At 39.6% G+C, this 22,085-nt stretch carries 19 protein-coding genes; 3 read left to right on the top strand and 16 right to left on the bottom strand.

Going from position 1 to position 22,085, the window contains the following annotated elements:
• Window positions 1-70: 70 nt before the first annotated feature.
• The 7 genes from BUF11_RS04995 to BUF11_RS04965 form a co-directional block, all read right to left on the bottom strand.
• On the bottom strand, window positions 71-2,860 hold the full coding sequence (locus tag BUF11_RS04995) for an EAL domain-containing protein (protein ID WP_073587636.1): 2,790 nt from the start codon (window positions 2,858-2,860) through the stop codon (window positions 71-73).
• A 194-nt stretch (window positions 2,861-3,054) separates the two neighbouring features.
• Complete coding sequence (locus tag BUF11_RS04990) at window positions 3,055-4,554, bottom strand: ATP-binding protein (protein WP_073587946.1); 1,500 nt, start codon at window positions 4,552-4,554, stop codon at window positions 3,055-3,057.
• A gap of 11 nt (window positions 4,555-4,565) precedes the next feature.
• The gene (locus BUF11_RS04985) at window positions 4,566-5,870 is read right to left on the bottom strand and encodes a vWA domain-containing protein (RefSeq protein ID WP_073587635.1); all 1,305 of its coding nucleotides are present in this window, start codon (window positions 5,868-5,870) and stop codon (window positions 4,566-4,568) included.
• A gap of 14 nt (window positions 5,871-5,884) precedes the next feature.
• Window positions 5,885-6,877: a leucine-rich repeat domain-containing protein gene (locus tag BUF11_RS04980; protein WP_073587634.1), complete on the bottom strand. Its 993-nt coding sequence runs from the start codon at window positions 6,875-6,877 to the stop codon at window positions 5,885-5,887.
• 142 nt (window positions 6,878-7,019) lie between these two features.
• Window positions 7,020-7,697 (bottom strand): DUF5680 domain-containing protein, encoded by a 678-nt coding sequence (locus BUF11_RS04975; RefSeq protein WP_073587945.1) that lies wholly within the window; start codon window positions 7,695-7,697, stop codon window positions 7,020-7,022.
• A gap of 129 nt (window positions 7,698-7,826) precedes the next feature.
• Complete coding sequence (locus BUF11_RS04970) at window positions 7,827-9,188, bottom strand: MATE family efflux transporter (RefSeq protein ID WP_073587633.1); 1,362 nt, start codon at window positions 9,186-9,188, stop codon at window positions 7,827-7,829.
• Between the two features lie 168 nt (window positions 9,189-9,356).
• Window positions 9,357-10,208, bottom strand: coding sequence for an Ig-like domain-containing protein (locus BUF11_RS04965; RefSeq protein ID WP_073587632.1), 852 nt, complete (start codon window positions 10,206-10,208; stop codon window positions 9,357-9,359).
• A 164-nt stretch (window positions 10,209-10,372) separates the two neighbouring features.
• Here BUF11_RS04965 and BUF11_RS04960 point away from each other — a divergent pair, with 164 nt between their 5' ends.
• Complete coding sequence (locus BUF11_RS04960; protein WP_073587631.1) at window positions 10,373-12,496, top strand: serine hydrolase domain-containing protein; 2,124 nt, start codon at window positions 10,373-10,375, stop codon at window positions 12,494-12,496.
• 53 nt (window positions 12,497-12,549) lie between these two features.
• On the opposite strand, the gene BUF11_RS04955 is transcribed toward BUF11_RS04960, so the two are convergent.
• The gene (locus BUF11_RS04955) at window positions 12,550-13,344 is read right to left on the bottom strand and encodes an InlB B-repeat-containing protein (protein WP_073587630.1); all 795 of its coding nucleotides are present in this window, start codon (window positions 13,342-13,344) and stop codon (window positions 12,550-12,552) included.
• A gap of 45 nt (window positions 13,345-13,389) precedes the next feature.
• Window positions 13,390-13,620: a hypothetical protein gene (locus BUF11_RS04950; protein WP_242952314.1), complete on the bottom strand. Its 231-nt coding sequence runs from the start codon at window positions 13,618-13,620 to the stop codon at window positions 13,390-13,392.
• 177 nt (window positions 13,621-13,797) lie between these two features.
• Between BUF11_RS04950 and BUF11_RS04945 the strand changes: the two genes are divergently transcribed.
• Entirely contained in the window at window positions 13,798-14,349 is a 552-nt protein-coding gene (locus BUF11_RS04945) for a hypothetical protein (protein ID WP_073587629.1), read from the top strand.
• Window positions 14,350-14,367: 18 nt separating this feature from the next.
• Here BUF11_RS04945 and BUF11_RS04940 read toward each other — a convergent pair whose 3' ends face one another.
• Window positions 14,368-15,324 (bottom strand): Gfo/Idh/MocA family protein, encoded by a 957-nt coding sequence (locus BUF11_RS04940; protein WP_073587628.1) that lies wholly within the window; start codon window positions 15,322-15,324, stop codon window positions 14,368-14,370.
• Window positions 15,325-15,498: 174 nt separating this feature from the next.
• On the opposite strand from BUF11_RS04940, the gene BUF11_RS04935 reads away from it, so the two are divergent.
• Window positions 15,499-16,224 carry a YjjG family noncanonical pyrimidine nucleotidase gene (locus tag BUF11_RS04935; protein WP_073587627.1) on the top strand — a complete coding sequence of 242 codons (726 nt, stop codon included), beginning with the start codon at window positions 15,499-15,501 and terminating at the stop codon, window positions 16,222-16,224.
• Here BUF11_RS04935 and BUF11_RS04930 read toward each other — a convergent pair.
• From BUF11_RS04930 to BUF11_RS04905, 6 genes are all read right to left on the bottom strand, one after another.
• Complete coding sequence (locus tag BUF11_RS04930; protein ID WP_073587943.1) at window positions 16,217-16,768, bottom strand: DUF1697 domain-containing protein; 552 nt, start codon at window positions 16,766-16,768, stop codon at window positions 16,217-16,219. The genes BUF11_RS04935 and BUF11_RS04930 overlap by 8 nt on opposite strands.
• 329 nt (window positions 16,769-17,097) lie before the next feature.
• Window positions 17,098-18,801, bottom strand: coding sequence for a GMC family oxidoreductase N-terminal domain-containing protein (locus BUF11_RS04925; RefSeq protein WP_073587626.1), 1,704 nt, complete (start codon window positions 18,799-18,801; stop codon window positions 17,098-17,100).
• A gap of 15 nt (window positions 18,802-18,816) precedes the next feature.
• A complete protein-coding gene (locus BUF11_RS04920) occupies window positions 18,817-19,413 on the bottom strand; it encodes a hypothetical protein (RefSeq protein ID WP_073587625.1) in 597 nt (198 codons plus the stop codon).
• A 123-nt stretch (window positions 19,414-19,536) separates the two neighbouring features.
• Entirely contained in the window at window positions 19,537-20,406 is an 870-nt protein-coding gene (locus BUF11_RS04915) for a Type 1 glutamine amidotransferase-like domain-containing protein (protein ID WP_073587624.1), read from the bottom strand.
• Between the two features lie 99 nt (window positions 20,407-20,505).
• Window positions 20,506-21,411 (bottom strand): helix-turn-helix transcriptional regulator, encoded by a 906-nt coding sequence (locus tag BUF11_RS04910; protein WP_073587623.1) that lies wholly within the window; start codon window positions 21,409-21,411, stop codon window positions 20,506-20,508.
• Window positions 21,412-21,435: 24 nt separating this feature from the next.
• A complete protein-coding gene (locus BUF11_RS04905) occupies window positions 21,436-21,837 on the bottom strand; it encodes a VOC family protein (protein WP_073587622.1) in 402 nt (133 codons plus the stop codon).
• Window positions 21,838-22,085: the final 248 nt, after the last annotated feature.

Here is a 22,085-nt window from a genome sequence, read left to right as displayed (position 1 = left end):
TCGGTTTCGGTAGTACTTATGGTAAATTATGCATTGCAAAAGGAAATTATAACACCATATTTACAGCATATCAGGAAACCTGTACGCCTATATATGCCATATAATTTTTATTCAATAATTCCTTCGCACTAATTGCCGGAACAGGCTTACTAATTAAGAAGCCCTGTATATTATCACAGTTACACTGCATTAAATATGCTAATTGTTTGCCGTTCTCAACACCTTCCGCAATAACTTCAATGTTCAGCTTATGTACCAAAGCTACGATAGATTCCGTTATTTCCTTTTCAATACACTCTTTATCCAAATCCTTTATAAAGCTTTTATCAATCTTTAAAGTATCAATAGGAAGTTTTTTCAGATAGCTAAGGGAAGAATAGCCGGTGCCAAAGTCATCCAGGGATATTTTAACACCAATTTTCCGTAATTCTTCAAACATGCTGATAGTTGTTTCAAAGGAGCTGATTAAGGTTGTTTCCGTCACTTCCAGTTCAAGCAGTTCCGGTTTCAGTCCCGTTTCTTTTAATGTATTTTTTACCAGATCAACAAAATCAAGCTGCTTTAACTGAACGGCGGAGATATTAACAGACATTAGTATCTTATTCTGACCGCTGTTTAGCCTTTTGGCTTCTTTACAGGCTTCTTTCAGAATCCATTCACCCAGTGGAACAATGAGTCCTGCGCTCTCAGCTACCGGAATAAATTCAGAGGGTGAAATCATGCCAAGTTCTTCGTCTGTCCAACGGATCAAAGCTTCAAAAGCTCTTATAGTGCCAGTCTTTAAGCATATCTGGGGTTGATAATGAAGAGTAAATATATTCTTTTTTAACGCATTTCTTAAATGACTCTCAATAGAAAGCCTTCTAAGCATATCTTTTCTCATAAAATCCTGGTAGAACTGAATCGTATTTTTACCAATGCTTTTTGAACGATACATGGCGGTATCTGCATTCTTTAGAAGTTCTTCTCCGTTGGCAGCATTATTGGGATACATGGAAATCCCCATACTCGGGCTGATATTAAAACGGTAACCATTGAATTCAAAGGGTTCCAGAACTTTCTCCTTAATCCGCAGACAGAACTCATAAACTTCTTCTTCAGAGTCAATATCCCGAATCATGACTGCAAATTCATCACCGCCAAGTCTTGTCAGCATATCCTGCTTCCTGATGTGTTCTTTTAAACGGGAAGCCATGGACTTAAGAAGCAAGTCACCTGTACTGTGACCAAGTGTATCATTGACATCCTTAAAGTTATCCAAGTCAATAAATATTACAGCCAGCTTTTTACACATCCAGGCTGTTTCTTTTAATGCTTTATCCAACTCAAAAAGGAACAGGCTTCTATTCGGGAGATCTGTCAGCATATCATGATAAGCCATATGCTCTAATTTCAGCTGCTGTTCTTTTAATTTGGTTATATCAAGAAAAGAGCCTGCCATAACATATGGTCTGCCATCAAGATGTTTTAATACTTTGCCTGCTGACCTGACCCATAGGCAGGAACCATCCTTGCACATAAGGCGGTATTCACAGTCGAATTTATCTGTTTTTCCCTGAAAATGTTCATTAAAATTGAAAGCTGCCAGTTCTCTGTCATCAGGATGGGTTATATCAATAATATCAGTAAGGGATTTTATATCCTCGAATTGATATCCAAGTGCTTTTACAAACCGCGGAGAAATTGTATAAGTGTCCGTGGATATATCATACTGCCAGACACCTTCTGCCGCAGTCTCCAGAATGAGGCTGTTAATTGCCTCACTTTTCTTGAGTTTGTCCATATTTTCATTGAGCTGTTCGTAATTAGCCTTTAATTCTTCTTCCTGGGCCGTTAATTCTTCGTATAGGCCAGTAATTTCTTCATTTTTCTGAAATAAGACTTCATTTTGCTGTCTTAATTCTTCTTCGGAAGCCAGAATCTCTTCGTAAAGGGAGGATAATTCTTCGTTCTTTTTTGCCAATTCCCTCTCATGTAAAATATCTTCTGTTATATCCTGTATAATACCTATAAGCTTTACCGGATTACCGTTCTTACCTCTTTCTAAGGCGGCCATGGAACGGATATATTTATTGAAACCATCTTCCGAAACCATTTCATAGCGGACATCGTAAGGGACATTTTCTTTCAACAGCTTATCGAATGCTTGCTCGGAAATATTTTTATAATCACCAAGGGGAAGTTCTTTAACTCTTGCCAGCGGAACTACAGGGGTTGTTCTTTCAATTTCATAAATATGAAATGCCTCTTCGGATCCCCATAACATATTCGTCTTTAAATCTAATTCCCAGTTGCCTACTTTTGCTATCCTTTGGGCGTTATTAAGTCGTTCTTCGTTTTTTCTAAGTTCTTTACTAAGTTTCTCTAATGTTTCATTCTTCATTCGAAGTGCAGCTTGGGATTTCTCAAGATCACTTAACAGCATAGTTTGCTCTTCCAGCAGAAGGCTAAGATCGTTGTTTTTTACATTCAAATCTTCCGTTTTTTCTCTTAATTCAGTAATATCCATGAAAATAACCGCAAAATAACCTATCTTGGGACAATAAGAATTCACCCTGTACCAACGTTTAAATACCTTGGAGTATTGTTCCGTGCTGTTTGCAATTCCAGTCAGGGCAACCTGGCCGAAAAATTGAATCCAGCTTATTGTATCCTCATCAATTTCGGGGACTATCTCAAGAATTGTTCTGCCAATAATTTCTTCTCTCTTAAGCCCGGTGTATTTCTCAAAAGATTTATTGGCTTCCATATACCGATAATCAATGGGCCTGCCATTTTCATCCGTTATAATGCTATGCAGGGCAAAGCCGCCAATCATATTTTCAATTATTGTCCGATTGAAGTTATCTGGTATTTCCATAGATGTTTCCTCCTGTTATCCTGATGTCGGCCTTATAATAATCCAGACGTTATAGCTGCTTTGTCTGTATTGCCTGAAGGCAGAATGAAACTTAGAATATGCTATTTATTGCCTATATAATACCATATATCGACATGATAGTAAATATGCCTTTCTAAAAAATGTCAGTTTTAGGAGTATCATGCAGTATTTGCTCACATCTCTATATTCCTGATAATTTCTTCCCTTCTTTCATCAAAAAGAAGATTTTTATTGTATTCATAATATTTTTTACAGCCGTGCTCCGCTATGAATCTGGCACTGTAATAGTTTATGGATAATTCAGTTACGAAAATTACCATCTCCTGTCCTTCGCCAAAAGACTTTTCCATAAAAAGAAAAGCATTGTCCAGTTCCCCGGATGTTTTTTCAATTCCTTTTTTACGGGCTTCTTTCTCTTCCCCAAAAAGCCTCTTAACGGTGTCATAAGCCATAGAAGTGTTTCCTGATTCCGTTCTTAGTACCTCCTGGTATTTTTTCAAAGTGGCAAGGCTTTTTCGTTTAGAACTTTCTTCTTTCCGGTTTATAAGTCCTTCCTGCTTTTTGTGGGTTAATTCAGCTTCTTCGTTTTCTATTATTTCCTTTAACAATAAATCTGGTCTTGTCTCGCTTGATGGCAGCTGCTCCAAATACACTTTTAAAGATTCATAAAGTTGTTCCGTATATTTTTCGGTATTTTGAACTTCCACAAAAGAACGTCCCAGCCTTCCTAAAAGGAGCCCTGCTAAATTGAGTCTTTCATCAAAAGGAGCAGTCTTTAAGGAGGCAATCAAACTCTCTGAATAGTTTCCAAGGACAATTTCTTCGATTCTATAATCTTTTTTATACTTATTATACAATTCATAGTAGTTCGCAAAATCCTTTGCAATCCTGTCATGCTGAATATATTCGTAAATAAACTCAGCATCCACCGGTATATGAAGTTCCTCGCAAACTGCTAACATTTCGGATAAATCTTCCCAGCCTCTTGCCGTTGCGAAAAATATTCCGTCAGGAGTTGTCTCAAACCGGTAGAAATTCTCTCTGCGGATATCCAGATACTGAAGAATGGAAGGATGTATCACCTGCTTATAGGCATATTCCTTAAAGACCTCAAAATCAGGCTCTATCTCTACTTTACGAACCCTGTCCAGCGTTACGGCATCAAATTCCCTGACCGATTTATTGTATTCCGGAGGATTTCCGGCAGCAATTATTATCCAGCCATCCGGTACCTTCTGATTGCCAAAAGTTTTATACTGCAAAAATTGAAGCATGGTAGGTGCCAGTGTTTCGGAGACACAATTGATTTCATCAATAAACAGGATTCCGCTGGTAAGTCTTGTCCTTTCCTGCTTCTCATATACGGAAGCGATTATTTCACTCATGGAATAGTCTGTTACAGAATAGTTTTTATCTCCATATTTTTTCTTTTCAATAAAAGGAAGGCCTACGGCACTCTGTCTGGTGTGGTGGGTTATGGTATAAGCCACCAGAGCAACATTGCATTCTTCTGCTACCTGTTCCATTATCTGGGTCTTACCGATTCCCGGAGGTCCCATTAAAAGTATGGGGCGCTGCCTTATGGGGGCTATTTTATAATTACCGTTTTCGTCACAGCTTAGATATGCTTTAACAGTATTGATGATTTCTTCCTTTGCACGCTTGATATTCATAGTTGTCTCCTTTATGATTCCTTTAAGTCTTCCGGTTCCAATATTAATTTCATAGCCCATGGCGGTACATCTGCATCCGTATAATCCTCCTTCAGAAAAACAAATGCCGTATCGTAAGGCGGTCTTTTTCTTGGATAAATACCTTTTCCATCTGTGAAATATAATAAACCTTTCAGATGATGAAAAGCCTTCTCTTCTATCAGTTTTTCCACATAGGCAAATACAGGGCGAAAGTCCGTCCCTCCGCCTCCTTTTAACATAAGCTGTTTCATATATTCCTCGAGCTGTTCCTCGTTTCTGATAACTTCATCGGATCTTATTTCTTCATCACATTGCAGAATATGTATATTCGCCTTTTGAAAAAAGCTCTCAGATTCCTTGAGCACTTTATAGGTCTGCATTAAGAATTCCTGAACCAGTTCACCGGAGCAGGACATAGAGGTATCCACGGCTATTACAAAATCTTCAATACGCTTGCTTTCTCTGGTTTCCTGATATTCAATCAGGGGCATATTCCCGTATAAGGATAAACCATAAGTATAAAAACTTAAGTCATAGGAGTCCATATCAAGAACAGCCTCTTCTTTTATGACGGAGAATTTACGCAGAAAGCTGCGGTAATCATATTTTTTACGGTTCTCAACCGCCAGCTGTTCCATAAAACCTTCGGCATCCTCTGCCATATCCTGCGCTTGAGTTTCCATATTGGTCATAAGTTTCTCGCTGATATCCTGCCATTTTTGTTCCGGCGAGTTCGGTAAGGGCATATCCTTTTTTTCCTGTTCTGACCAAAAGGAGTGGTCATCCCTGCGGAACTCAAATTCTAACTGTTCATATTCCCTGTCCGTCATATCAAGGCCTTCTAACAAACAGTATATGGCCTGTGCTGTAGGGATTTTCATCTTTCCCTTAAGATTCTCATAAAATATTCTGCGGTATCTGGTACCGGACATCCGAACGCAGTGGTACCGAAAGGAATCTATCATATATTCCATTGCTATGTCACAGGAGATATCCCAAAGCCGTTTATTATTTCCGTAGGGCCGAAAGGGATGTCTGTAAATACAATGAAGTATCTGGTGCAGATAGGCTCTGTTAACCCATATTCTCCCACTTTTATACTCTTCATACAACAAAGGAGGATTATAATAAAGGATGTTCCCATCCGTACCCATTAACCGTACCCCTTCTCTGGCTTCAAATTTAAGAGCGCTAAGAGCAAGGTTCAAATAACGCATATAGACACTTAATTCTGTCCTTGCAGACAGTAAAATTTCATGAAAATCGGAGGCCTCATCCTTCTTATTCCCATCCATTAGCAGGCTCCTTTCTATAATTCGAACTTGTTATCATCTTTTTCTGTTTTTTCTCCTTGCATGCTCATTAGTACTCCAATGCATTCCGGCTGCTTTCTTAGGATAGATTCCTTTAATGCATAATCCATCAGGGCTGGGGTTAGAATATCTTCCTGCCTTAAGGTAAGAAGTCCCTTTGCATCATTCTTAAGGATGTATAATTTAACCGTTTCTTCTTTGTGAAGCTTTAAGTAATGAATATATTGCATTTTATGGACTTCTGACAGCATATAGGGATGTCTTAGCCTGGATAATGCTATTCTTAAGGCAGTATCTTCTTCAGTCTGGATCTCCGGTGTTAAGAACAGGGCATCATACATGGGGATTTCCAGGATTCCTTTCTTAAGGCACTGTCTGTAACGGTAACCGGCTCCATGGATAAGATAGTGGAATAGTCTGGCCGGGGTGTTTTCAATGGATTCCTCGTAGTATTCCGGAAAGATAAATTCCGCTCTTGTACCATCTTTTTCAAAAATTACGGTCAGTTCCCCCTGAATCTCTCTTAAGAAACCGGCTAATCCCGTAAAAGACGTTGCATCTGTACGAAACCGAAGTCTTCTTAAGCTGTCACAATTCATAAAAGCACCATTTCCAAACTCTATGGTACCTTCTCCAAGACCTATACTTTCTAATTCTGTACAATTATAGAATGCATATTCGCCGATTCGGGTAATGCCCTCCGGTAAAAAAACATCCTTTAATTTCTTCCCGGATATCAGCTCCATGGAACTAAACGGAGTGTCTATTCCCTTAAAAAAGTATTCTCTGATTTCTGTTAAATCTTTAAGCGGGCTTATACCTTCCTCTGGTGAAGAAAAGCTGTAAGCTCCGATTTCTTTTACCGGAATTCCTTCTATTTTCTCAGGTATTTTAATATATCCGCTTGTTCCGCTGCAGGAGAGAATCACTGCATATTCGTCTTTTATCATATATTTTATAGCAAGGGAGCCTAGGATTTCTTCCTTCATCGGCAGGTACCCTCCTTTGTGTTATCCGTATTCAAATGCTTATTATACTCCAAAAATAAGCATCTGGAAACCGTCAATTCAACGAAACCCAGAAAAAAGGCATGCAAAGTGTTTTGCATGCCAGAAATTAAATATACTGATTTTACAAGATATCTCCGCCGTGGAAATAACATTCATACACCTTTATTTCCATATAGAATATTTCTTCCATTCCCTGAAACCAATCCATTCCTCCCTGTACCCTGCAATGATAGGTATAATCCCCGTCCTTATACAAAAGAGGACCGCGGTAAGGTAATTCTTTTGTTGCCTCGGATAAGCATTTTCGTAAGAAATCTCCGGAGAAGTTTTCGTGAAGGACTCTCCCTGCATAGTTCATTACCCACACCGGTTTATCCTCAATCCATACTCCTTCTTCTCCTGCAAATTTCTCACCGCCTAAGTAGGTGTCCAGATAGAGATATTTTCCATCCTGGAGAGTAAGGTCATGGGAAGAGGGTCTGCTGGGAGTTCCTTCTTCCCCATATCCGGCATAAGTAGACTTTTTTGCTTTTAAAAGAAACGCAAGAAAATCTTCTTTCTTCTTTCCTTCCTCTGTCAGAAATTCCATGGAGCAGCCACCCTTTTCTTCTTTTACTAAGCGGTCAATGCTTATTCTGAATATATTACTTAACTGTATTAGATTGTTGATATCAGGCAGCGTCCTTCCTGATTCCCATTTTGCGACGGCCTGCCTGGAAATGCCTATCTGTTCTGCCAGTTCTTCCTGTGACAGTCTAAGCTGATTCCTTAAAAAGATTAATTTTTCCTGAAAGTTCATGGTAACCTCTTTTCCGGATAAGGAATTCATCCTGCTCCAATTATTTAAAATAAGAATACCATAATACAATATAAATGACCATTCACTTTAGCTTGCAGATTTGTAAACCACAGGTTGCAGTTATTCCATTTAGATATTTATATTTACCAGGCCGCTTTTTTTCTTAAAATAGAAGTAATATATCACAAACAATACAGAAGTTACGCTCCAAGCCAGGGGATAAGAAAAAATAACGGTCTTTACCTCATGCCATACAGGTACCGCTGATAATATCCAGATGATTCTTACGCCTACTCCCAAAAAGGTCAGTATAAAAGGCACTACGGCCTGTCCCATACCTCTTAAAGAACCGGAGAGAATCTCAACCAATACATAGGTACAGTAGGTAGGTACAAGGAAATGAAGAATCTTCAGGCCTTCCTGGATTACCGCAGGATCTTTGTTAAAGAATGTCATAATACCTTCTGCAAAAATACTTAGAATAATACTTAAAAGCAATGCGGAAGCCATAGCAAAGACCAGACAGATACGGATTCCTTTCTGAACCCTTTGTTTTTCTCCTGCTCCGAAGTTTTGTCCGACAAAGGTAGTTACGGCGACACCAAAAGAATTCATGATCATCCAGAAGATACCGTCAATCTTTCCATAGACTGTCCAGGCCGCTAAAACATTGATGCTAAAGCTGTTCATGCTGGACTGTATCAATATGTTCGAAGTCGTATACATCAGAGATTGTGCTCCGGCCGGAAGGCCGATATTTATGATTTTCTTTAATATTTCTTTATGAAATCGGATTTTTGATAAGGAAAGCTTATAACATTCGTCTGTCTTTATTAAGATCATGCATACAAGGCAGGCACTTAATAGCTGGGAAAGAACAGTAGCAGCCGCTGTTCCCCCTACTCCCCAGTGGAAGCCAACAACAAAGAGAATATCTAAAAGGATATTTACTCCGCAGCTTATCATCAGGAAATACAAAGGTCTTTTAGAATCTCCGATTGCCCTAAGTATTCCAGCGCCCATATTGTATACGAGATTAAATACCGTACCTAAAAAATAAATGCGGATAAAAGTCAGAGCATCCTTGTAGATTTCATCCGGAGTACCCATAAGTTTAAGTGCATAGGAAGAACCAAAGAAACCGATCAACATTATCAGAAAGCCTCCGGTTACTGCAAGAGCCATGGCAGTATGCACAGAGTCATTCACTTCTTTTTCTTTTTTTCCCCCAAAGTATTGGGATATTATAACGGTAGCACCTGAGGAGATGCCAACAAAGAAGCCGATAAAGACATTAATTAAAGTGCCTGTAGTACCGCCTACAGCAGACAAAGCTTCTTTTCCCACATATCTTCCGACCACAACTGCATCTATTGTATTATATAATTGCTGAAAAAATGTTCCAAATAACAAAGGGAAGAAATACAGTAAAATTTGCTTCCATATTACTCCCTCTGTGATACTCACCCTTGAGCCGTTTTTCATTTTCATTTATGTATCCTCGATTATTTTCCCCGGTGTTCTGTTTAAGTGCCAATAGATAAGATTCTAACACCGAGGCAAGAGAAAATCAAATATAAAAAGCAAAAAAATGTGCATCCTCTGAATAAATCAACTGCAATCAGAGGATGCACATTTTTTTGCTTACTTTATTAGGTATTATTCTGAAATCTTCATTGTCTTAATCAGATAATCAGCAATTTTATTTACATCAGGAGAAAGTTTGTCACCGATATCTGTTATGGTAACTTTAAATTCATGTTTATCTGTATAGATATCATAAATGGTCTGTTTCATAGATACTCCGCCATAACTTATATCATATTTTATAGCATAACCTAACCCAAAACTATTCTTATAAGGGTTTATAGCAAGATTATCAATTGTAACTTCCATGCCTAACTGTGCAAATTGGGATACCAGGAGATCAGCAGTTACTTGCTGGTAAGCCATTTTTAATGTTTCTGCATCGATTGGACTGTCCAAATTCCCCAGAGCAAGTACCAGATTGGATGAATTTCCAGTTTCTATTGCAGAAGTCGGAGCCATATATACCTGTTGGTATGCGCCTGCATCTGTTACGATTGTACTCCAGCTGCCCGGGAATATGTAGGTGAAATCCGCTGTGGTTGCTGCCTGTGCCTTAAAGGGTGCTGCATCCACTAAAGGATTCGTTTTCTTTGCTTCCTTTACTGTAACGGCGCAAGTGTATTTTTTCTTGTTTATTGTTGCTGTAATTTTTGCTTTCCCGGCCTTTTTAGCTACTACCTTGCCGGTATTGCTGACAGCTGCAATTTTTGTATTACTGGATGACCATACTGCTTTTGTTTTGGTTCCAGTTATCTTTAATGTCTTTGATTTACCTACTTCCAGTGTTACCTTCTGGGGGTTGATTGCTATTGTCGCTGCATTTGCTACAGCGGTGAAGTAATTGGGGATGGCTAATTGTATTACCATGGAAAGAACTAATACAATAGCAAGCATTTTTCCTACTCTTTTAATCTGGTTCATATGTCTTGTCCTCCTCTTTTATTATGCTAGCCTTTTTATTATACACTTTCCTTATAATTATTTCCATATAAATGTGGTAAATATTTTCTGATATGGTATAATAATTTTGTTTAAAGTCGCAAAGAAACAAAATAAAAATCTGAAAACAGGAGTAATGAAACCACATGAGTAAAAGAATATTGAAAAGATATTTTTCAGTCGTACTATTATTTGTATTGACATTTACCGTATTCCCGCTCCACTCACCCTTTGTCTATGCCGCCGAAACACCAGCCGCTGCGTCTGCTTCCGACATTTTGGCAAACAACCAGACAAGTCAGGATGCTTTACAGGCAAATGCCGAAAAAAATGCACGTACTCTTACCTCGCTATATGGCGTTGACAGTGTATCTTATGCATTAATTGACAACGGAAATATAGTTCTTTCCAATAAGTATACAAAAAGCAGCCATAAAACCGAAGTTCCTTCTGCTGATATATATGGCATCGGCTCTATCAGCAAGATGTTCACTACAACGGCTGTATTGCAGCTGGCAGAGCAGGGGAAAATCACCCTGGACACTCCCGTTGTTACATATCTTCCGGAATTTACTATGGCGGATGAACGTTACAAAAATATTACCGTAAGGATGCTCTTAAATCATTCCTCGGGACTTATGGGCAGTTCATTAGGAAATTCATTACTGCTCCAGGACACAGATACCATCTCACATGACAGCTTCCTTAATCAGCTTAAAAGCCAGCGTTTAAAAGCTGATCCCGGTGCATTTTCCGTATACTGCAATGACGGCTTTACTCTGGCAGAAATTCTGATTGAAAAAGTCACCGGTATTTCCTTTTCAGAGTATGTACGTAAGAATATAAGCACTCCGCTTAATCTTACTAAAACAGCCACTCCCGCAGATGATATATCAGCCAGCCTTTTGGCAGGTACCTATGCCAAGCTTTTATCATCACCGCTTCCGAAAGAAAGCTTTCAGGTAATAGGAGCAGGCGGAATGTACTCCTCTGCTAAGGATTTATGCAGCTTTGCCCAGATTTTTATGTCTTCCGGTTCCAATCCATCCGTATTGTCTTCTTCTAATGCGGCAGTGACTAAATATCCCGAATACAGCAGAGGACTTTGGCCTGTCAATGGAAGCGCCCTTTCTTATGGCCTTGGCTGGGACACAGTAAATACTTCTACTTTTGATGAATATGGAATTAAAGCGCTTACAAAAGGCGGAGATACACTTCTTTACCATGGCAGCCTTATTGTTTTACCGGAGGAAAATATGGCGGTAGCGGTCTTATCATCCGGCGGTACCAGTTCCTATGATGAGGTTATGGGAGAAAACATCCTGTTAGATGCTTTAAAAGCCAAAGGACGTATTGATACCATAAAGCCCTCTGTGACTTTTAAAGTTCCCAAGAAAACAGCTCTTCCAAATGAGTTAAAGCAGTATGAAGGTTATTATGGCAATGTCGGCAATACGATGCAAATTACCATGAAAGAAGACGGTCTGCTCACAATAAAAAGCTTGTTGGCTCCATCCTCTCCCGCACAGATATTCTATTACACAGGAGACGGTAAATTCTATTATACGGATGGCAGCTATTATATCACCTTTGAAAAAACAGCCAATGGAAATACCTATATTTATCATTCCGGCTATGTAAATCTGCCGGGTATTGGCCAAATGAAAACTTCCGGTTACTTAGGCGAAAAGCTTAATGACAACCCGATTTCCACAGAGCTTGAAAAAATCTGGCAGAAAAGATCCGGTAAGACCTACTTTATGGTATCTGAAAAGTACAGCTCTGAAAATTACCTTATGTCAGGACCTTTTGCAAAGCTTCTGATGCCGGAAGGCATTAAGGGTTATTGGATGAATACTGCTATTGCGGATGAAAATACAGCCAAGACTACATTAACAATACCGGATAATTATGGAAGGGATTTGTCTGATTATACATTCTATAAAGAAGGAAACATAGAATATGTAAAAATGAATTCAGGGGTATTCGTATCCTCCGATTCCGTTAAACCACTCTCTGCAGCAAACAAGAAATATACGGTAGGTGGTAAGGGTTACGCAGTCTGGTATTCCATTAATCAGAAAAATGTCTCCGGAAAAGTATCAATTACAGTGCCCAAGAATGCTGCTTATGCACTCTATGACGATAACAATACCTGCCTGGCATATTCTTATGTGAAGAATAACAAGACTGTAACTCTTCCTAAAAAGGGTTATATCGTATTTGTTGGAGACGCCGGTTCTACCTTTCAAGTTAAATTTGTAAAATAATAAAAAGCCCTGTCATTTATGAGCGTTATCATCTCATAAACGACGGGGCTTTTTTAATACCATCTTGCAAACAACATCTGCGGTGAAGTATCTGTTGCTACTGCTGTGCTCACAATAGGAGAGGCTTCTGAATCCGTGTAATCCTTCCAGGTAAACCATCCCTGAAAGGTATACCCTTTCTTTTGAGGTTTTGGCAAAGTACCATAGGCAGCACCACAGGTAACCTCTTTTTCATAGGTTTCTCCGTTAAATGCGATAAACTTAACTGTCAGAACCCTCTTTGTCCATCTTGCATAGAGCTTTGCAAGGGGCTTATCATTGTATAACTCGTATACGGAACTGGCTGTAATCTCATCACCATCTTTTTTTTGTGTATACCATCCGTTAAATTCATAATTGGTTTTCACAGGTGTAGGAAGCTGCTGTAAGTACTTTGTTCCATAGCGGACAGTAACCTTCGTGGAGTCTAAGGTTCCGCCGCCGGCATCCAATGTAATTGTGAAATCCTGTCCGCTCCACTGCGCATAAAGCGTTTGGTCTTTTGCAATAGTAACCTTATTTTCGGCATTTATCATTGTTCCGCCTGAAGGGAAAATATACCAGCCCCGAAAGGTGTAGTTTTTTTTGACAGGAACCGGCAGTTTGCCATAGGTACTTCCGATTGTAACAGTCTTTGTTGTACTGCTGAGCGTACCTCCCCCCGGATCAAAAGTAACAGTAATTTTTTTCTTTTCAGAACTGGCTGATACAGCAGATACTTCTAATACAGGACAGATCCTTTCTGCCATAAGTGCCAGAGTAAGGCATAAAAGCAGTATTATTTTTAATGTTTTATTATTTTTTCTCATTTGTATGTTATCTCCGTAGTTTATGCAGCTTGCTATACTGCCAGTTTAAGTTACAGGCAGATCAGTACAGAGCTCTAACACTCTTTTATAGAGCGGGTCAAATTCACAGCCGCAGCTACCGCACTCTCTGTCAGCCTGGCTGATAGCAGTGACAAGGTCTTCCTTACTGCCTCTTCCTTCCAGCCATGCTTTAGAAGGTTCGTCAATAACCTCCCATCCTGATTCGGCAAATTTATTTAATATCTGCGTTAATTCTTCCATTTTCTCTTTCTCCATACTTTGCCTCCATTCTTTTTCACTAATTATAACCCTCTTTCCATTTTAAGTCAATTAAAGGAAGATGTCATGCTTGGATTTATCGTTTTACAATAAATTTATATTGAAAAACGTATAACTTTGCAATATAATAGTTATAAATATTCCCATAGTCAATACGCTGGAAGAAGGAAAATAATGGATAAGATAAAGGTTTTATATAAAAAGGCCCCCTTTTTGCTAATCTTAACTTTAGGATTTATAATGGTTCTTCTTATTTTTTTCATATCTGTTCTTTCAGTCCCCTCTGATACAGATGATTACAAGGAGTATAAAAGAATCCTTAAAACTACCGGATATACTGATAATCCCTTACTTGCCAATTTCCCGGTATCCATTCCTGACAATGCAAGGGATACAGCATTCTATTATACTCCACGCTTTCTGCAAGGCGGGGAGGTGTGGAGCCTTAGCTATAAGACTGATATTGCAGAAGTTATAAGCAGAGAGGAAGCTTTCCGGGCAAAAGCTGTCTGGATAGGAGCAACTTCTGACTATGAGGCTGCGGAATATGGGGTTACGGACAGTGACTTTTCCTATGCCGGATATGATGTGCTGCCTGAAGATTTTACTGTTTACCTGTTCTACAGCAAGCCCTATAAGGAAAACAATTGGAATCATGGCAGTATCAGTATGGCGGCTGTTAGTATTGAAAAAAGGCAGCTTATCTTTTATGCGGAGGATTGGTGACATAATTGAAACTATAAATTAACCTTGGCTGGTCAGAGTGTCAAACATTCCTGCACAGGCTTTTGTATCTGCCAGAGGAATAAGAGGACTTTCTGACTTCTTTTCCCTGAACAATTCACAAATGTGCATGATTTCATAAATAAAGCCGTCTTCAAAATCCACTTCAAAGCGTTCAGTTAGCTGGTTGTTTCCATCATATCTTTCGCACTTATGAGATCCCAGAAAATCGTATACGATAATATGGCCTTCTGTTCCGTAAACGTATGCATCCTGTGACACTCTTGCATTTAAGCCGCAGGATAAGGAAGCCAAGGCTCCGCTTTGAAAACCTAGATTCATAACCACAAAATCATCCACCCCAGTGGCACACTTATGAGCAATTCCATTAACAGTTACAGGATTTTCTCCCAGGATACCGGTAGCAAATTCCAACGGATACACGCCGGCATCATATAAGCTGCCTCCTGCCAAGTCGGGATTAAATAAACGGTGATCCTTATCAAAGGGAAAATGAAAACAAAAAGCAGCCTGAATCAGCTGTGGCTTTCCAATAAGCCCACTCGCAATCCATTCTTTTGCCTTCTGAAAGGTCGGAATACATCTTGTCCACATTGCTTCCATAAGAAGCACCTGTTTTTCTCTGGCAAGTTCTATCAGCTCATCAGCATCCTTTTCATTGGTAACAAAAGGCTTTTCACATAGTACGGCTTTGCCGTTTTGGATACATTTCTTTACAACTTCGTAATGAAAATTATGGGTCAATGCCACATAAATAATATCTATTTCTTCATCCTGAATCAAATCCATATAGTTATCATAAGCTTTAGCAGCTCCATACTCTGCTGCAAATTTTTCAGATCTTTCCATTTCTCTGGATGCTACCGCAGTTAAGGCAGTTCCCTCCGCGTTCTTTAAAACATTTGCAAATCTTCCTGCAATAACACCTAATCCAATAATACCAAAATGTACTTTCATTCTCAAACTAACCTCTTTTCCTGTTTTGTATTCTTTTAGTTAATACTTATAATATTCATTTTAACAAAATACTATCAAAAAGTCGAATAGAAACTGCTATAATAGTTCATCCGGTTGACAAAAGGAAGCTTTTCTATTAAAGTGGTATATAAAATTAGCAGGAGGTATTTCATTATGGAAGAAATCATTCACCACATCAGTAAATGGAGGTATGAAATATTGCTCTTTGACCTGGATGATACCCTTTTGGATTTTGAGGTAAATGAAAAAGCTTCTTTGACGAAGCTTTTTTCTGATAACGGTATTTCCTTTACAAAGGAGGTATATGATATTTACAATGCTGTAAATAAGGAGCTTTGGGACGGATACGAAAGAGGAACAATTGATCTTGAAGAGGTATTAAATACCCGCTTTTCAAAAGCCTTGCTTAAGCTTGGCATGACTGTTGACGGCGTTTTATGGGAAAAGCAGTACCGTGTGTTATTAGGAAACGGGTACCAACTGATTGATGGAGCATTTGATCTGTGCAAACAGCTGTCAGAGACCCACAGGCTTTTTATCATAACCAATGGTGTAACAGAAACCCAGCTCAACCGCTTAAAGCTCTCTAATCTTTTTCCCTTCTTTGAGGATATCTTTACTTCACAGGAAATTGGATACCAGAAGCCAGCCAGAGAATTCTTTGATTATGTAAAAGAACATATTAAGAACTTCAGGAAAGAGAATGCTTTAGTAATCGGCGATTCCTTAAATAGTGATATCAAAGGCGGCTGCCTTGCAGGAATTGACACCTGCTGGATTAACCAAAAGAACATTACGGCTGCATCAGAAGCTCCAAGTACTTATACTTTAAACAGGCTTACAGATTTAAATAAAATCCTTAAGGTTACTGTTATGTAGACATAGCCTTAAGGATTTTTCCCATGGTGTTTTTATTGCGTGAAGTCAGGCAGCTCTTATACTGCTTCTTTCCAAGAATCTTGGAACCGAATTCCGAACTTAAAGTGGAACCTTTTGGCACTATCCAAAAGGCATTTGAAGCTTTCACCACGAATTGTTCCATCGGTTCATGGTGGATGGACTCAAAGAGCTTCTTTAATTCCTCAAATACCGTTTTATCATCACATACCAGCGTATAATGATGGCAGCCTTCGGGAGCAGGAAAAGAAGCACTGTCTGTTAACAGCGCCTGTATCTCCTTTGCATCACGCAAAAAAACATAAGCTTCATAGCTAAAATAGCTGCTAAGTTCTTCTTCTATAAAGTTCTTTAATTCTTCTTTGCTTAATGTTTTGTCCGTATCAAATATAACGTTTCCCGAGGCCAGTATTGTTTTAATATTTGTAAATCCCATCTTTATAAAAGCTGCTTTCAGGTTGTCCATTTTCATTGCAGTGCCTTTTACATTTACTCCCCGAAGCAGGGCGCAATATCTGTTCTCCATATGATTTATCATCCTTTGAAGTATAAAGTGATTTCCAGCCAGACTGTTACATTTTACTAAGGAAGCAATATTCATCCTGAAAATCCACCTGTGCCAGGTCTTTAACTTTACAGATGCAAAAATCCTTATCAATAAGCTTAATAACCAAACTGTTATCCCCCTTCATGTCTTTTGTTGTATTTTACCACATACAATGACAGAAGAAAACTAAGAATGTATTTTTCTCTGCTGCGGGTATGCTGCATACCATTTGCTGCCATAAAGATAAAAGAAATGCAGCAATACGCCCCAGCATATGAAACCATACGGTGATCTTACAAAATCGTGAGTTAGGAGCTAAAATACTTTTCTGCTATTTTTTCGGCAGTCCTTGTTGCTAATGCCTGATTAGTAAGTGTTGGATTGGGCCCTCCAATTCCATTAAAAATAACGCTGTTATCCGCTATGTATAACCTCTTCACCTGATTAGCTTCACAATTCGTATCTGTTACATATCCCATGCGCATAGTACACATAATATGCAAAAAGCTGGCAGGCGGCCAATTGGCGCGGACGATAGTCTTTGCACCCGCCTTCCTTAAAATATCCGCAGCAATAGTAGCCAGTACATCTCGCTTTCTGCTGTCACTTTGACTTGGCTGATATTTCACAACCGGCAGGAAGCCGTTTTCATCGCGCATATATGGGTCAAGGGTTACACTGTTGTTTTGATTTACCTCATCATCCGTTAATATCAGGCAGCTTAAACTCCTCTTATAATCCCTCATGAATTCCTTAAGCTGCTCTCCCACGATCATGCCTTCATAATCCCATGGTAAACCGTCTTCTATTTTTCTGAAAGAGCTGTAGCCTTTATAACTGGTTCCGTATGCCAGCGCTGAAAAAAGACCCGGGCTAAGTCCGTACATCAAAAAAGCTCCATAGCCTGGATAATCAAATCGTGCAGCAGAATTCTGCCCCACAAAGGGCTTTGCATCGGATACCCCCAGTACGTCCATGACGGCAGCTTCATCAAAAATACCCGTTACATTGTCAAACCAATGATTAATAAGTCCTCTGCCGACCCAGGGATCATCCGGAAGTCCGGAGTTGAGCCATAAGCGAGGAGACTCTATTCCGCCTGCCGCAAGAACAATTACTTTTGCTGTCAATTCCCCCGTTTCACCGGTCCAGGTGTTTCGAAAAGTTACTCCCATTGCCTGTAATTGATTATCCGCTCCGGTTTCTGTCATAATCTTTGTGACAAAGGTATTGGGTCTTATTTCAACCATATTTGTACTAAGAGCCCTTGGTATGTAACTGACTAAGGTAGAACGTTTTGCTATGCTATCAACCGTGGGTCCCGTATGACAGCCGTTTACACAATGTCCCCTAAGAGTACAGCCTATGGTGTTATTCGTTTCAAAATTAAAGTCAGGGTCATTAATCAAAGGATTGGGAGGCAGTATAGCATTAGGATCCATCCGGTATCCGGGACTTCTGACATCCGGTGATTCCAGCAGGCTCCAGCCTGCCCTTTTGCAGCCATAAAGAAAGAGATCTTCTTTTGCCGTAGCAGGTGCCGGCCTGACAGGAAGAGTTTCTTCAACCTTTTCATAATAAGGGATCATCTCGTTATAAGAAATAGGCCATATATTTTCTACTGCCTGCGGATAAGCACGGGGAGAATTACCATAATAATGAAGAGTACTGCCGCCAACACCGGAATTTTGCCATACAAAACCTCCGGGAAGAATCTTTCGAAGCCAGGGCGGCTTTTCTCTGTCGGCAGGGCCCCAGCGGAATTTGCCGGTTACAAAATCATTCATGTCATTTTCCAAATCAGTAAAGTCCTTTTTTAACAGTTCTATGCTCAAATCATTATAATTTGAGCTTGCCATTGCACCTGGTTCTGCGTTAGGAAGCGGCCAGTTCTTATTGCCATACCAAGGCCCCGCTTCCAAAACCACAACCCTGATTCCCTTTTCTCCCAGTTCCTTAGCTGCTACTGCACCTCCGCCGCCGGCTCCTATCACAATAACATCGGTATCCATTTATATCATCTCCTTTTAAGTAGTATTCCTAAGTGCGTGATATCCAAGGGATGGGCCAGGGTAGTCAATCTGTTCCCAGCTGAATGGATAGAATTCAAGCAATCTTTGCTCCGGCGGCAATAGCCTTGTATTTCCATAGCCGAACCATTCCGAATAATAGCCGAACATGGTAGATCTATTTAAATAGCCATAGATGTATAAAACCAAGTCAGAGTAATCCATGAAAATTCCGGGATAACTGGCAGGGAAGGTGGATGCCATCAGCAAGAATTCTAAAGCTTGAAGCCTTTTTTCCGGAGGAATATTAGAAAAGCTGATTTCATCTGTCTGTGGATTATTCTCATACCCTTCCGTATAAACAAGCCTTGCTGCTGTATCCAGAATCTCAACAGCATAACCGGCTGAAGGAACGAATAGATTTTGTAAAGAGATTATCATATATTGATCGATATCGGCATCCAAGGCTCCATAATACTGGATTAACCCATATTCCTGTGCCAAGAGCGGAGTTCTTGGGATTATGGTATCAACCAGCGCTTGAAAGGTATTTATGATATAGAGCATGTTGGTGTTTTCAATATTTGAATTCTGCGGAAAGAATGTCCAATACAATTTTAAGTTAACTCCTCTGGCAAAGCATTTTTATAATTATATTTTACCGATAGAAGTTTTATTACAATAATGAAAGAGCGGACAGACTTTTATTCAATTCCGTTCATTTTATTTACAACAGGACTAATCTTCTATAAGAATGTATCCATTATATGTAACAAGCAATGCCTGATTATCCCTTAAGCGTATATGAGGGAGAGGCAATTCCCTTTCCACTGTTTCTTCCGTGCAATGTACGGAAAGGTAGGCATTAAGTAAGCATAATCCTCTTGTAGCTTCTGTAAATGGATCTCCTATATTGGGGGCAGCAATCAAGCTTCCGGCACTGACACCAACATAAACCTTATTGTGGTGTACCATTTTCTTTACAGTACTATCAAAACCTGTCTCCCTAAGCCGATTTAATAAATATCCGGTATCTCCGCCGGTAAAATAAACCACGTCATAGTCAAGTAGCTCCTCTTCCCCAAGTTCATCGCCAATATTGTATAACCGGATATTCTCTGCTGATATCCCGGTATGAACAAGCTCAAGGTAACAATACTCTGCCATTTTCTTAGCTTCTTTATTAATTGCCGCAGTAGGAACAAATAATACCTTTGTGTGAGCTGCCGGTTTATCAAGCAATTCCAAAAAGCAGCCGGTAATATTTTCTTTTGAATTCCCATCCATATCTTCAAAGCCTGCGGAAGTAAGAAGTACTTTGCTCCAGTTCATTTTTCCGGATTCGCCTGCCCACTTGCGGCAGACTGTAACCCTCTCGCCCTGCGGCTTATCTCCATGTTCCTTATCCAAATAGGAATACTGATAAAGTTTGCTGCAGGGGATATTACTGCATTCTCCGCAATGCATAAGACCTTTATTCTGACAGCATACCGCGATAGAACATTCTCCATGAAACGGATTTCCCATAGATTCAATACATCCCATACATCCGTGGGTTTCCTTCCAGCTGCAATTTGTACAATGCAGACCGCATCTTGAATCAATCATAATAATGACCTCCTTTTGTAAGTTAAAATAAAGATTAGCTTTAAGAGCCATCCTGTATTCTTATCTTATCAAAAAGAACAGGACAACGGTATGTCCTGTTCAGGGGTAAATTTTCAAGATATTTACGGCAGTCTGTTTAACTTCCTCTGCTAAATCTTCTGGTTCCAGTACTTTTACCTTATTTCCGAAACCAAGCAGCCAGCTTATCATATGCTCTCTTTTGGTATATCCTATTTCCGCCAGCAGTTTTCCGTCCTCTCTTTCAGAATAACAATCAGGTCCGTATTCCTCTATAAGCTGATATCTGACTGATGGCTCAAATACCGCAAGCATATGTTTATCATCCGGTAAATAAGCATTAAAATCTTTTCTTTCTTCCGGAACTTTTTTGGGGATATAGCTTTCATCACAGGTTTTTAGCTCCCATAATCTTGCCAGCTTAAATAAACGCCAATCCTGCTTCTCCATACAGAAGCCAAATACATACCAGGCAGACCACTGGAATATTACAAAATAAGGTTCAATCTTACGGTGAGTAATCCCTTTATCATAATAATAGTCAAATTCTATTATCCTTTGCTTAAGAACAGCCTGCTTTATCTGGCTTATTTTAGGTGTCAGGTTGCCTTTGTAATGGGAGGCAAGATCAATTACGATTGGTTCTTGCAGGGAAATCACAGCATCCTTGCAGCCGGAAAGCTTATCAAGTGTTCTTTCTATCTGTGAAGAATCCGATACACTTCCGATACCTTTTAGGGCAGCAATTATTCCGGTAAGCTCCTCTGCCGTGAGAATGCTCTTATCCAGCTTGTAACCCTCCAGAATGGATATTCCTCCGCCTCCTCCCTGATGGGTTACAATTGGTATCCCAGCCATACAAAGTGCATCTATATCTCTTCCTATGGTACGGCGTGATACTTCAAATCTGTCTGCCAGCCAGGGGGCTGTGACCTGATCATTTTGCAGAAGTATTGTAAGAATTCCAAGCAGGCGGTCTATTTTCATGTGATATCCCCCTATACTTAAAAATTAACCAGCCAAGCAAAAAGGATGACCTGCCGGATCAAGCATTACTACCCACTGATCGGAATATTGATTTGGTGCTTTCCTGGCACCACAGGCAAGAGCATGTTGTACGGCCACCTCCAGATTATCCTTGCTTCCCACTTCAAAATCCAGATGCATCATCTGCTGTTGCTTATCCTTTTCTTCCGGCCATACGGGAGGCACATAGTCTTCATTGCTTTGAAATCCCAGTTTGGTACCCTTTAATGGTGAAACAATGCTAATCCATACGCCCTCTTCTTCATGTTCCTTTTCCCATCCAAGCAAACGGATGTAAAAGTCAGCAAGTGCCTTAATGTCATTACTGTCTAGCACCACCATTGACAGATTAATTTGTGGAAGATTCTCCTTCTTGTTACTCTCCATAATAACTCCTTTCATGAATATCAAGTCTTTGAGTTGATATTTTAAACAGGTAATTTGTAAATGTGTAGAAGCTTCAATCCTTACTACAGCACTGATTATAGCAGGATAAACCTGACATCATACTGTCATATTCTGTTTTGTTGTCTTCATTTATTATATCGGCTATAATAGTTTAATACTAAATTTTTATCTGCTTTGGTATTCACGAAAATGAGATTGTAACAAAGGCCTCTCCTGGAAAGGCAGTA

It is taken from the genome of Anaerocolumna xylanovorans DSM 12503 (assembly GCF_900143645.1).
Lineage (GTDB): Bacteria > Bacillota > Clostridia > Lachnospirales > Lachnospiraceae > Anaerocolumna > Anaerocolumna xylanovorans.
This window is presented reverse-complemented; position numbering and strand designations above follow the sequence as displayed.

Coding starts and splice junctions, on each gene's coding strand:
- BUF11_RS04945 (WP_073587629.1), top strand. CDS start 13,798: ATGGATAAGATAAAGGTTTTATATAAAAAGGCCCCCTTTTTGCTAATC.
- BUF11_RS04965 (WP_073587632.1), bottom strand. CDS start 10,208: ATGAACCAGATTAAAAGAGTAGGAAAAATGCTTGCTATTGTATTAGTT.
- BUF11_RS04935 (WP_073587627.1), top strand. CDS start 15,499: ATGGAAGAAATCATTCACCACATCAGTAAATGGAGGTATGAAATATTG.
- BUF11_RS04985 (WP_073587635.1), bottom strand. CDS start 5,870: ATGGATGGGAATAAGAAGGATGAGGCCTCCGATTTTCATGAAATTTTA.
- BUF11_RS04925 (WP_073587626.1), bottom strand. CDS start 18,801: ATGGATACCGATGTTATTGTGATAGGAGCCGGCGGCGGAGGTGCAGTA.
- BUF11_RS04995 (WP_073587636.1), bottom strand. CDS start 2,860: ATGGAAATACCAGATAACTTCAATCGGACAATAATTGAAAATATGATT.
- BUF11_RS04950 (WP_242952314.1), bottom strand. CDS start 13,620: ATGGAGAAAGAGAAAATGGAAGAATTAACGCAGATATTAAATAAATTT.
- BUF11_RS04910 (WP_073587623.1), bottom strand. CDS start 21,411: ATGAAAATAGACCGCCTGCTTGGAATTCTTACAATACTTCTGCAAAAT.
- BUF11_RS04915 (WP_073587624.1), bottom strand. CDS start 20,406: ATGATTGATTCAAGATGCGGTCTGCATTGTACAAATTGCAGCTGGAAG.
- BUF11_RS04940 (WP_073587628.1), bottom strand. CDS start 15,324: ATGAAAGTACATTTTGGTATTATTGGATTAGGTGTTATTGCAGGAAGA.
- BUF11_RS04930 (WP_073587943.1), bottom strand. CDS start 16,768: ATGGAGAACAGATATTGCGCCCTGCTTCGGGGAGTAAATGTAAAAGGC.
- BUF11_RS04980 (WP_073587634.1), bottom strand. CDS start 6,877: ATGAAGGAAGAAATCCTAGGCTCCCTTGCTATAAAATATATGATAAAA.
- BUF11_RS04990 (WP_073587946.1), bottom strand. CDS start 4,554: ATGAATATCAAGCGTGCAAAGGAAGAAATCATCAATACTGTTAAAGCA.
- BUF11_RS04955 (WP_073587630.1), bottom strand. CDS start 13,344: ATGAGAAAAAATAATAAAACATTAAAAATAATACTGCTTTTATGCCTT.
- BUF11_RS04905 (WP_073587622.1), bottom strand. CDS start 21,837: ATGGAGAGTAACAAGAAGGAGAATCTTCCACAAATTAATCTGTCAATG.
- BUF11_RS04970 (WP_073587633.1), bottom strand. CDS start 9,188: ATGAAAATGAAAAACGGCTCAAGGGTGAGTATCACAGAGGGAGTAATA.
- BUF11_RS04975 (WP_073587945.1), bottom strand. CDS start 7,697: ATGAACTTTCAGGAAAAATTAATCTTTTTAAGGAATCAGCTTAGACTG.
- BUF11_RS04960 (WP_073587631.1), top strand. CDS start 10,373: ATGAGTAAAAGAATATTGAAAAGATATTTTTCAGTCGTACTATTATTT.